Origin of the sequence: uncultured Bacteroides sp. (assembly GCF_958445495.1) — a bacterium.
Lineage (GTDB): Bacteria > Bacteroidota > Bacteroidia > Bacteroidales > Bacteroidaceae > Bacteroides.
In genome coordinates, this window is sequence record NZ_CAUCSQ010000081.1 from 1 (window position 1) to 12,003 (window position 12,003).

Below are 12,003 nucleotides of genomic sequence, written 5' to 3' on the forward strand. Positions count from 1 at the left end.
TGGAACCATATAAACAACTGTACTACAATATTTTAATTTATAGAACTCCTCTTATCATAGTTTTATAGTCTGTCAGTTCTGTCTTTACTTTTGGGTATTTTACTTGAATATAATATTTTCCAATTTTTAGAAATCGTTTACCATTTCCAACGACAAAACCCAAATCGCGTTCCAAATCAACATCAAAGCAAGCAAGTTTGCCTGAAAAAGTCTGAAACCATATCAACTTCATGTATTGTTAAGGGCACTCTCCTCCAATATGGAGAGAAATAGCATTCTTTACGCAGATATTTACAGCAAGATAACTATCATTTAACCGTTATATCCATCAATTTCACCCAACCAGAATCTAACAGGTCATTTTTAACTGCCATCTGCAGTCCTATTGTGTTATCTTTAGTGGTATCCACAAGACCTACCGCCCACTTATAAGTACCTACGGAAACTCCTTTCAATGTCAAATCAAAATTATAAGTAGTTGGTTTGTTCTTCAACCACGTAGATAAATCTGTTTGGATATCAACAAATACCTTTTTTACTTCGTTCTTGCCATCCAACAAAGCAAATGCTACTTTATAGCGTTGATTCCATTGTGGAATATTAGTGGGACAATACCCTCATCCCATATTATTTCAACGATGCACAATCTTTATTTTCTCACCACTCTTAATATCTATAGGCAATGAAACCATATCAGGATATAGGCAATAACCACCTTCAGTAATAAAACGTTGCACCAGCCCGAAACACTTGAACCATGACATAGTTTCGTTTCCTGCACGAAAATCCATCATATTGACCCGTGCCTCAGCTGAAACATCAAATTCCCCCTGACGTACATCTTCTGGATGCCCTCTGCGATAACCCATTAGGATTAAGCCAATAACGATGCTGATTTACGTTCTATCCCCCTTCCATAATGATAGGGCATTTATAGTTCCAACGAGCTGCTTTTCCCAATCCTGATAATAACCATTCATTCCAAAAGCATCATGCCGCAAACTATATCCTTTGTCTATAGCACTCTCAAGCAAACTTTCCGTTTCAGGATCTAAAGCTCCCCAGCCGGAGGTGTTTTCAGTCCCAATCAAACGATGATAATTAATAACCAACAGTACCTTGGTAAAACATCGGGAATACAAATCCGTAATCCATTCGAAAACCTGCTTCTTTTTTGAATGATCTTCATAAATCATTGTATGTGCCTCACCCCATTTCCCTAATCCATAAGCATCTATGAAATCGACAATAGTCTTCACAGATATATCCAATAAATTAACAATCTCTTTTTATAAGATAACCTCTCTATTTTTGCCAAAAAAAAGACATGCTTACATCTAGGTGGCAATTGTTGGATAACATTATTTATTTTTTCCATTTCCTCCTTACTAATCACTTCCTCATCAGGTAATTGAATTGGGGCAAATATAAAATTCTCTATACCATCAAGTGATATTCTGTTTTCCCCATTTCCTTCCTCAAATAAGAAATAGCTTTCCGATAAGTAATCGTCTGTATCCAAGCATTCATATTTTCTATATCACTCAAAATTTTTCTATTTTTCCAAATTTCATAAAAGACATCACTTACAACTTCCTCGGCCGATTCTTTTTGACCAATCAGAGCATAAACATAATGATATAAACGTGAAGAATAACGTTCCATAAAACGGCTAAGGGCCGCTTTATCACCATTCACAATTCCGCCTATATCATTACTTTCAGTTCTCACGGAAGTGTTTTACAAATTATTCTCAACTAACAAAATCGGGTCAAATATAATATATTAGGAAATACAAAATAGATAGAAAATTAAAAGTCATCAAATATAGAAGAGTTTTTACAATAAACAATATAATATTTGATTACAAAAGTCGCTTACTCAAATAACGCACCGGATACCATACAGAAAGAAAGCCAACGACTAAAACCGTTACCAAAACAAGTACTACATCCCAAATATGAACACTAACAGGATACGCATCCACTACAAAAGTTCCACCACCTCCACCAAGCGAAATTACACCAAACTTCTGTTGGATCAAGCACAGAATCAGTCCTAAAACTATACCGGTGACAGCACCAAAAACAGAAATAAGCCGACCTTCAAATAGGAAGATACGGGAAATAAGTTTATCGTCAGCTCCAAGATTACGTAAAGTCACCACATCTTCTTTTTTATCCAAAATCAACATGGACAGAGAACCGATTACATTGAAACAGGCAATCATCAAAATAAAAGTCAGGAATAAATAGGAAATAAGTTTTTCTATCTCCATAATACGGAAAACATCTGCTTGCTGTTGATAACGGTCTTGAACTACAAAGTCCCCACCCAACATCTTCTCTATCTTGGATTGCACATAAGGCGTATTCATACCGGGCTTTAATTTCAATTCTATAGCGGAGACTTCCGTCGTATAATCCAGCAACCGACGAAGAAAATCAAGAGAGGCAAGAATATATTTCCCGTCATACTCTTGCTGGTTTACCACAAACACCACTCCGGGAGAATAGAGATAATCACAGTTAAAGGAGGCTCCGGGATTCGCCATATTCACTCTGACATTCCGTTTGGGAAGATAAACCTGAAGAGGCTCGACAAATTCCAGTCCGGTTCCCAAAGTTGACACAAGTTCCACCCCCATAATCCCGTAATTCACAATCGAGTCATGAAGCAAGAATTCACCAGCTCCATAAAGTATACTGTCAATTGCCGTCAACTCCTCAAAATTGTCTTCTACCCCTTTCAATACCACCATAGCCTGACGGTCCTTATACTGCACCATCGCATTTTCCTCCAGCGTTTCCGTAAAAACATCCACTTCAGGAAGAGTACAAACAGAGCGAATCCGTTCGTCCTGCCCGTCAAAAACTTTTCCTTCACGGACGGTAATCTTCAATTGCGGGTCGAAAGCCGTGAAAAAACTGGCTACCATATCCTGAAATCCATTAAAAACAGAAAGCGTGCAGACCAATGCAAGCGTAGCAAGAGCTACTCCGCACACAGAAATGCCGGATATGATATTAATGGCATTATGTTTCTTCTTGGAAAGGAGATAACGCCTAGCTATATAAAAGGGGAAATTCACCACTGCGATAACTATTTCATTTCAGCAACGAATCAATCTTCTCGATATAATCCAACGAGTCGTCCACAAAGAATTTGAGTTCGGGAATAATCCGCAACTGGTGACGTACGCGGGTCCCCAGCTCGTAACGGATGGACTTCATATTGCCGTTTATGTTCTTTACCATTTCCTCCGCTTTTTCCGAAGGGAAAACGCTAAGATAAACACGTGCGACACTCATGTCAGGACTGATACGTACAGTGCTGACCGATACCAACATTCCGTGCATCGCTTTTGTCTGCAACAAGAATATTTCACTCAGCTCTTTCTGCAACAAGCGGGATATCTTATTTTGCCTAGTTGTTTCCATAAGCTTATATTTAATTTTACGATTTACAATTTGTTTTCTTCCTCATTATAGTCAGCCCGTCACGTAAAGGCAATATCACTTTCTCTACCCGCCCGTCTTTCGCAACAAGGTCGTTAAAAGCCTTGATGCCGATAGTCTGGGTATCCGCACTGCGGGGCTGTTCCAACACATGTCCATCCCACAAGGTATTGTCAGCGATGATATACCCCCCTATGGAAAGATACTTTAACACCATCTCGTAATACTCGATGTACTTGCGCTTATCACCGTCGATAAAAGCCAAATCAAACGTGATACCCAAACCGGGAACTAACTCCAGAGCATCACCTACATAGAAACGAATCTTATCTGCAAATGGGGATTTCTCCAACCATGGACGGGTAAAATCCTCCTGTTCGTCATTTATCTCAAATGTATGCAACATTCCTCCTCCCGATAACCCTTCCGCCAAGCAAAGAGCGGAATATCCGCTATATGTACCGATTTCCAATACCTGCCGGGGACGAATCATCTCCACAAACATCTTCAGCATTCGTCCCTGCAGATGTCCGGAAGCCATGCGGGGACGAAGCAACTTTACGTGTGTATCCCGATAAAGTGCTTTCAGATAATCACTTTCCGGGTCAATGTGCCGGAGGATATATTCGTCGAGAGATTCAGTCTCTTGCATAAAGCCGGATTACAAATAGCGGTTATTATTGGGCAATACGGTTTCTTCCGCATGTTCTAACACGTCTTCCACTACATTTATTTCGAGGAATGAGGTCTGTGTACCTTTTTTGCCACTGCTCAAATATCCCACCATATCAGTCGGTTGCAGGCGTCCTTCTTTCAACAAACGACGCAAAGCTGCAAAATAATATTCCTGTCCATTAGCCAGCTCCGGCATATAGATGGCTTCCACACCGTAAGAAAGAGCCAAGTGGCGCATCGTCTTTTCTTTATAACAAATAGCCAACACCGGATATTTACCTCGGAAAGCCGCCAGATTACGAGCTGTACGTCCACTATAACTATCGGTAATGATAGCACGTATTTTCAACTTGGACGTAGCCTTCACCGCCTGTTTAGCAAGGAATGCCGTCACATCGTTACTATTTTCGTCTAACGGGATGCGAATGTTATTTTCTTCCAGTTTATCTTTTTCCGCCTGAGCCGCAATCTTCGTCATTGTCCTCACAGCTTCTACAGGATATTTTCCGTAAGCAGTCTCACCACTCAGCATCAAAGCGTCCGTCCGGTAATAAATCGCATTGGCGATATCGGTTACTTCCGCCCGGGTGGGACGGGGATTGTTTATCATCGTATGAAGCATCTGGGTAGCTACAATGACCGGTTTCTTAGCCAGAATACATTTACGAATCAATACGCGCTGAATTCCTGGAATGCGCTCCTGAGGAACTTCAATACCCAAATCACCGCGTGCCACCATTACGCCGTCCGCCACTTCGAGAATCTCGTCAATATTATCCACACCTTCCTGATTCTCTATTTTAGCGATTATCTTAATGTCGCTGTGATGCGCATCCAGAATCTCACGGATATCAAGTACGTCCTGCCTGTTACGGACAAAAGAATGAGCGATGAAGTCAATATCCTTTTCAATGGCATAAAGGATATTATTACGGTCTTTTTCCGTCAAGGAGGGAAGATTAATTCGGACACCAGGGACATTCACGCTTTTACGGCTTCCCAAAGTCGCTTCATTCCGAACTTCACAGAGCAAGTAGTCAGGGGTCTTGTCAACAACTTCCAGTTCCAAGTCGCCGTCATCAATCAGAATCGTCCCGCCCACATTCAAATCATGCACGAAATTAAGATATGACACGGCAATGCAGTCGCGAGTAGTCTCAAGCTCCGGATTACCTACAATCTTTACTTTATCACCTATTTTATATAAAATCGGCTCCGCATTAGCAGTCGTACGGACTTCCGGGCCCTTGGTATCCATCAAAATCGCAATACGGTTGGACACAGCACGTACATTCGTAATCAAAGCCTCAAACCCTTCACGACTAGCATGTGCGGTATTCATACGCACGACATTCATCCCAGCTTCAAACAACTGTTTTATAAAATCCACATCACAACGTCTATCAGAAATAGAAGCCACAATTTTAGTCTGTTTCAATAACATAGTCTTTCTACCTATTTTTTATATTATTATCTCATTTAGTTTCCAATAATGCTTCTAAGGCCAGACGATAAGAGTTCAGCCCGAAGCCGCAAATGACTCCTTTACAGGCACAAGCAATCATAGACACGTGCCGGAAAGGCTCACGGCTATGTACATTGGAAATATGCACCTCGATAACCGGAGACGGAACAGAACGGATAGCATCCTGCAGGGCAATCGAGGTATGCGTATAGGCACCCGCATTCAGAACAATACCGTCCGCATCGAAACCTGCATGCTGTATGCAATCAATCATTTCCCCTTCGATGTTCGACTGGAAATAGTCTATCTCCACGCCAGCGTACCTCTCACGGAGCCGGGCCAGATAATCTTCAAATGTAACGCTTCCGTAAATGGAAGGTTCACGCTTTCCTAACAGATTTATATTCGGGCCATTAATAATTTGTATCTTCATCACAGAATCCTATTTTTTTCTACTTTTGTATCCTAAAGAATGTGCAAAGGTAGAAAAAAGAAATGGAAATCAACGAAAAAAAGCAGAAGAAGGAGCAACAGGAACTGATAATCAGGAAGTACCGGCAATACCTCAAACTGGAAAAGTCCTTATCTTCCAATACCCAAGAGGCCTACCTCACAGACTTGGATAAACTGATGAGTTTCCTGATATTGGAGGGAATCGACATTACGGATGTATGCCTATCCGACCTACAGCGTTTCACCGCCGGACTGCATGATATCGGCATTCATCCCCGCTCACAGGCACGCATCCTATCCGGCATCAAATCTTTTTTCCGTTTCCTGGTTACGGCAAACTATCTGGAGGCAGACCCCAGCGAACTGCTAGAAGGTCCTAAAATAGGCTTCAAACTGCCCGAAGTACTGACCGTGGAAGAAATTGACCGGATTATCTCTGCAGTAGACCGCAGCAAACCGGAAGGACAACGGAACAGGGCTATTCTAGAAACGTTATACAGTTGCGGACTCCGCGTATCGGAACTCGTCAACCTTAAACTATCCGGCCTTTATTTCGACGAAGGATTTATAAAGGTAGAAGGAAAAGGAAGTAAACAACGACTCGTCCCCATTGCCCCCCGTGCCGTCAATGAAATAAAACTTTACTTTATCGACCGGAACCAAATAGAGGTAAAAAAAGGATATGAGGACTTTGTATTCGTCAGCCAGCGAAGAGGCAAAGGGCTTTCACGAATCATGATTTTCCATCTGATTAAAGAAATTGCACAAACAGCAGGTATCACCAAGAATATCAGCCCGCATACTTTCCGCCACTCTTTTGCCACTCATTTACTGGAAGGTGGAGCCAATCTACGGGCCATTCAGTGCATGCTCGGACATGAGTCCATAGCAACAACTGAAATCTATACGCATATCGATCGGAATATGCTCCGTAGCGAGATAATAGAGCACCATCCCCGAAATATCAAGTACCGAAAAGAAAAAGAGCGATGTTTTCATTAAATTATGATAAAATCAACCCTTTATCTATATATTTATATTAAGAATTAATATCTTTGCGTTACTTTTTCTGTACTAAACGGAAAGAGATTTGTGAATAGATGATATTTCAATTACAAACATTTAATTTATACCTAAAATGACTAAGAAGTTGTACTTGCCTTTACTCATGGCAATGGTTGTTGCATTATTCTCTTCTTGCAGCAAAAAAATGGGTGAATTATCAGCTGATTACTTCACTGTTACTCCGCAAGTGCTGGAGGCAGTAGGCGGTAAAGTTCCTGCGACCATCAACGGTAAGTTCCCTGAAAAGTATTTCAACAAGAAAGCAGTGGTAGAAGTAACTCCGGTTTTGAAATGGAACGGCGGCGAAGCTAAAGGCCAACCGGCTACTTTCCAAGGCGAAAAAGTAGAAGGTAACGAGCAGACTATCTCCTACAAAATGGGTGGCAGCTACACTATGAAAACGACTTTCGACTATGTTCCTGAAATGGCTAAGTCCGAATTGTATCTCGAATTCAAGGCCACTATCGGCAAAAAAGTGGTTACGATTCCTGCTGTGAAAATAGCCGATGGTGTAATCTCTACTTCTGAGTTAGTAAACAATACATTAGGTAACGCAAACCCGGCATTGGGCGAAGATGCTTTCCAACGTATCATCAAAGAAAAACATGACGCGAACATTATGTTCCTGATTCAACAGGCTAACATTCGTTCCAGCGAACTGAAGACTGCTAAAGAATTCAATAAGGAAGTGGCTAACGTAAATGAAGCCGCCAACAAGAAAATCAGCAATATTGAAGTTTCCGCATACGCCTCTCCTGACGGCGGTGTAAGCCTGAACACGACTTTGGCCGAGAACCGTGAAAACAACACGACCAAAATGTTAAGCAAAGACTTGAAGAAAGCAAAAATCGAAGCTCCGATTGATTCCAAATATACTGCACAGGACTGGGAAGGTTTCCAGGAACTTGTCTCTAAATCCAATATCCAAGACAAAGAATTGATTCTTCGCGTATTGTCTATGTACCAAGACCCTGCACAGAGAGAACAGGAAATTAAGAACATTTCTTCTGTGTACAAGACTCTGGCTGACGAAATTCTGCCGCAGTTGCGTCGTTCCCGTTTGACTTTGAATTATGAAATCATCGGTAAATCTGACGAAGAGCTCTCTAAACTGGCTTCCTCCAATCCTTCAGAACTGAACCTTGAAGAGTTGTTGTATGCAGCTACGTTGACTAACGAACCAGCTAAGAAAGAAGCTATCTATACTCAGGCTACCAAACAATTCCCGAACGATTATCGCGCTTACAACAACTTAGGCAAACTGGCTTACCAGACCGGTGATGTTAACAAGGCTGAATCTTATTTGAAAAAAGCAGCCAGCCTCAATGCTGCTCCCGAAGTTAACATGAACTTAGGTTTGGTTTCTTTGGTTAAAGGTGATAAAGCCGCTGCTGAAACTTACTTCGGAAAAGCTGCCGGAACTAAAGAACTGGGCGAATCTATGGGTAACCTGTACATCGCTCAAGGTCAATACGAAAAGGCTGTTAACTCATTTGGCGATTCCAAGACAAACAGTGCAGCATTGGCACAAATCCTTGCTAAGGACTACAACAAAGCTAAAAACACATTAGCTAATGTAGAAAGACCGGATGCTTACACAGACTATCTGATGGCTGTTTTGGGTGCTAGAACAAACAACTCTTCTATGGTAATCAGCAGCCTTAAGAACGCGGTTTCCAAAGATGCTTCATTGGCTAAGAAAGCAGCTAGTGATCTGGAATTTGCAAAATACTTCACAAATGCAGACTTTATGAACATCGTCAAATAAGAGAGTCCTACACTCTATATTGCATACGAAAGGATTGCCTGCCATGACAAATGGCGGGCAATTCTTTTTTTTTATCCATAAAAACCGTACTTTCGCAGAAAAGAAATCAAAACAATGAAAAAAGGTTGCATTTTAATCCTTATAGTTCTCTGTTTGTTCGGTTGCAGCAAGTCTTCCAATGAAGTCTGCATAACCGGAGAAATCAATGGATTGGGAACAGATACGCTTTATTTGTACGGAATGGATGAGTTATATGACCGAATAGACACTATCTTCACTAAAGAAAACAAATTTTCCCATAATATTTCGGTTGATACCGTCACTCCTGCTTTTCTGCTAATCAATAACCAGGTGGAGTACCCCGTCTACCTTGACAAAGGAAACAAAATAACTATTAAAGGAGACATCAGTAGTCCTGAATTCCTTCGTATTGACGGGAATATATACAATGAAGAATTCACGGCCTTCCAAGAAGGATTGAAAGGGCTGGCTGCTCCGTCTGAAAAAGTTCTGGAACAGAAAGCAGAAGAATTCATCCGACAGCATCATTCATCTTTAGTCAGCCTTTATCTACTGGATAAGTATTTTGTCCGGAAAGATGTTCCAGACTTCAGCAAAATAAAAAAGCTTATCGAAGTGATGGGGGGAATATTGCAAGACAAGCTTTATATCGAACGGCTTAATGAAAGTATTTCCCAGGTGGAGAAAACGGACATTGGCAAATATGCTCCATTTTTCAGCCTTCCGAATGCCAAAGGTATAAAAATCACCCGTTCATCAGAGGATTTCAAGAAGAAGTGCCTGTTACTCAATTTCTGGGCCTCGTGGAATGATAGCATTACCAATCGTAAAAGCAACGCCGAATTACAGGAAATCTACAAAAAATATAAGAAAAGTAAATACATAGCCATGCTGGGGATTTCCTTGGATATCAATAAAAAGGAATGGCAGGACGCTATTAAACGCGATACGCTGAGTTGGGAACAAGTATGCGACTTCGGTGGTTTTAACTCTGAAATTATCAAACAATATGGCATTAGACAAATACCGGCCAATGTTCTCCTGGCTGCTGATGGAAAGATTGTGGCTAAAAACCTTCAAGGAGAAGAGTTAAAGGAAAAAATCAAGGAATTGGTTTCTAAAGCGGAAGAAAAGGACAAAAAGGAAAATAAAAAGAAAAAATAATAAACAATCAAGCGTGTTAATAAAAGTTTTCGGAGCGGCTGTTCAAGGAATTGATGCAACACTCATCACAATCGAAGTAAACAGCTCGCGCGGCTGTATGTTTTATCTTGTCGGCCTTCCGGATTCTGCAATCAAAGAGAGCCACCAGCGCATAATTTCCGCATTACAGGTCAACGGCTACAAAATGCCGACTAGCAATATAGTAGTTAATATGGCTCCGGCCGACATCCGTAAGGAAGGTTCTGCCTATGACCTTCCCCTCGCCATCGGATTGTTAGGGGCCAGTGAGACAATATCTTCAGAAAAATTTTCCCGTTATTTGGTGATGGGAGAACTAAGTCTGGATGGTAGCCTGCAACCGATAAAAGGAGCGCTCCCTATTGCCATTAAAGCGCGTGAAGATGGTTTTGAAGGATTAATTGTCCCTCAACAAAATGCAAGGGAAGCAGCAGTTGTCAATCAACTAAATGTTTACGGAGCCAGACATATCAAAGAGGTCATTGAGTTTTTTAACGGCGAACGTGAACTAGAACCCGTCGTTGTCAATACTAGGGAGGAATTTTATGCTCAACAAAGTAATTTCGAATTTGACTTTGCTGATGTGAAAGGGCAAGAGAGTGTCAAGAGGGCATTGGAAGTAGCGGCGGCGGGAGGTCATAACCTGATTATGATAGGTGCACCGGGAAGCGGAAAATCGATGATGGCTAAACGGCTTCCGTCTATTCTTCCTCCTCTTTCTTTAGGAGAGAGTCTGGAGACGACTAAAATCCATTCTGTAGCGGGAAAATTGAACCGCAATTCCTCATTGATTACTCAACGTCCGTTCCGTGACCCGCACAATACGGTTTCACAAAGTGCCATGGTAGGTGGTGGCAGTTTTCCTCAACCGGGTGAAATCAGCCTGGCCCACAACGGAATTTTATTTCTGGACGAACTACCAGAATTCAGCAGAAATGTACTTGAGGTATTACGACAACCTCTGGAGGACAGACGAATCAGCATTTCACGAGTGAGAAGCAGCATAGATTATCCAGCAAGTTTCACACTGGTAGCTTCAATGAATCCCTGTCCATGTGGGTACTATAATCATCCTACAAAAGCTTGTGTGTGTAGTCCTGGACAAGTACAGAAGTATTTAAACAGGATTTCCGGTCCGTTACTTGACAGAATCGATATCCAAATAGAAATCGTTCCCGTCCCTTTCAGCAAGATTTCAGACCAAAAGGAGGGAGAACCTAGTGCAGCTATTCGGGAACGTGTTATCAAAGCTCGACAGATACAGGAAAAACGTTATGCTGAATATACCGGCATTTATTGTAACGCACAAATGAGCAGTAAGTTATTATCATTATTTGCCCGTCCGGACGATAAAGGGTTGACTTTATTAAAAAATGCAATGGAACGTCTCAACCTATCCGCCCGCGCTTATGACAGGATATTAAAAGTTGCGCGTACCATCGCTGATTTAGAGGGAAGTGAGCAAATTCTTCCTATCCACTTAGCTGAAGCTATAAGTTATCGCAATCTGGATAGAGAGAACTGGGCGGGATAGCTGCCCGCCCTCCCAATCATACAAAAGAAATACAGGGACATTCAGTAAATATCATAAAATTAGCCAACTAATTCATACTTAAAGTATGAATTAGTTGGCTTTTTTGTATCTTTAGGTATTCCCCCGCAAATAAGGTTTGGTAGCCAAAACGGGGGAAATTCCCAAACCAATATATGGCAAAGATACGAAATATTTCAGAAATTCACCCGACTTTGGGGTTTACAGAATTCGATATTCTGGAAAAATATCGCAAGAGTTTTAATGAGAGTGAGCTTGGCAGGCTTCATTCCGTATTCCCATTTGAGAGTATGGTAAAAGCTGCCGGTTTATCCCAGTGCCGCCTGGGACGCAGGAACTGTTTCAGTCCTTCTGCCAAAATCGC

Annotated in this window: 11 protein-coding genes and 2 pseudogenes; 5 read left to right on the top strand and 8 right to left on the bottom strand. The window is 41.5% G+C overall.

The features are described from left to right. Positions 1-308 precede the first annotated feature (308 nt). The 8 genes and pseudogenes from Q5076_RS17120 to aroQ all read right to left on the bottom strand — a co-directional run bounded on the left by Q5076_RS17120 (position 309) and on the right by aroQ (position 6,031). Positions 309-494, bottom strand: coding sequence for a hypothetical protein (locus Q5076_RS17120; RefSeq protein WP_303014946.1), 186 nt, complete (start codon positions 492-494; stop codon positions 309-311). Positions 495-632: 138 nt separating this feature from the next. Next, complete coding sequence (locus tag Q5076_RS17125; RefSeq protein ID WP_303014948.1) at positions 633-869, bottom strand: hypothetical protein; 237 nt, start codon at positions 867-869, stop codon at positions 633-635. A gap of 351 nt (positions 870-1,220) precedes the next feature. Continuing rightward, a pseudogene (locus tag Q5076_RS17130) lies at positions 1,221-1,731 on the bottom strand (RNA polymerase sigma factor); the annotation flags it as partial. Positions 1,732-1,864: 133 nt separating this feature from the next. Further along, positions 1,865-3,091 (bottom strand): FtsX-like permease family protein, encoded by a 1,227-nt coding sequence (locus tag Q5076_RS17135; protein ID WP_303014963.1) that lies wholly within the window; start codon positions 3,089-3,091, stop codon positions 1,865-1,867. A gap of 16 nt (positions 3,092-3,107) precedes the next feature. After that, positions 3,108-3,440 carry a 30S ribosome-binding factor RbfA gene (rbfA, locus tag Q5076_RS17140; protein WP_303014950.1) on the bottom strand — a complete coding sequence of 111 codons (333 nt, stop codon included), beginning with the start codon at positions 3,438-3,440 and terminating at the stop codon, positions 3,108-3,110. A 16-nt stretch (positions 3,441-3,456) separates the two neighbouring features. Beyond that, positions 3,457-4,110, bottom strand: coding sequence for an O-methyltransferase (locus Q5076_RS17145; protein WP_303014952.1), 654 nt, complete (start codon positions 4,108-4,110; stop codon positions 3,457-3,459). Positions 4,111-4,119: 9 nt separating this feature from the next. Beyond that, a complete protein-coding gene (gene pyk / locus Q5076_RS17150) occupies positions 4,120-5,577 on the bottom strand; it encodes a pyruvate kinase (RefSeq protein ID WP_303014954.1) in 1,458 nt (485 codons plus the stop codon). Between the two features lie 31 nt (positions 5,578-5,608). Beyond that, positions 5,609-6,031 (bottom strand): type II 3-dehydroquinate dehydratase, encoded by a 423-nt coding sequence (aroQ, locus tag Q5076_RS17155; RefSeq protein ID WP_303014956.1) that lies wholly within the window; start codon positions 6,029-6,031, stop codon positions 5,609-5,611. 62 nt (positions 6,032-6,093) lie between these two features. On the opposite strand from aroQ, the gene xerD reads away from it, so the two are divergent. The 5 genes and pseudogenes from xerD to Q5076_RS17180 all read left to right on the top strand — a co-directional run. Next, positions 6,094-7,053 carry a site-specific tyrosine recombinase XerD gene (gene xerD / locus Q5076_RS17160; protein ID WP_303014958.1) on the top strand — a complete coding sequence of 320 codons (960 nt, stop codon included), beginning with the start codon at positions 6,094-6,096 and terminating at the stop codon, positions 7,051-7,053. Positions 7,054-7,189: 136 nt separating this feature from the next. After that, on the top strand, positions 7,190-8,884 hold the full coding sequence (locus tag Q5076_RS17165; RefSeq protein ID WP_303014959.1) for a tetratricopeptide repeat protein: 1,695 nt from the start codon (positions 7,190-7,192) through the stop codon (positions 8,882-8,884). Positions 8,885-8,998: 114 nt separating this feature from the next. After that, on the top strand, positions 8,999-10,069 hold the full coding sequence (locus Q5076_RS17170) for a TlpA disulfide reductase family protein (protein ID WP_303014960.1): 1,071 nt from the start codon (positions 8,999-9,001) through the stop codon (positions 10,067-10,069). 13 nt (positions 10,070-10,082) lie between these two features. Next, positions 10,083-11,621 (top strand): YifB family Mg chelatase-like AAA ATPase, encoded by a 1,539-nt coding sequence (locus Q5076_RS17175; RefSeq protein ID WP_303014961.1) that lies wholly within the window; start codon positions 10,083-10,085, stop codon positions 11,619-11,621. A gap of 173 nt (positions 11,622-11,794) precedes the next feature. Continuing rightward, positions 11,795-12,003: pseudogene (locus Q5076_RS17180) on the top strand (DDE transposase); the annotation flags it as partial.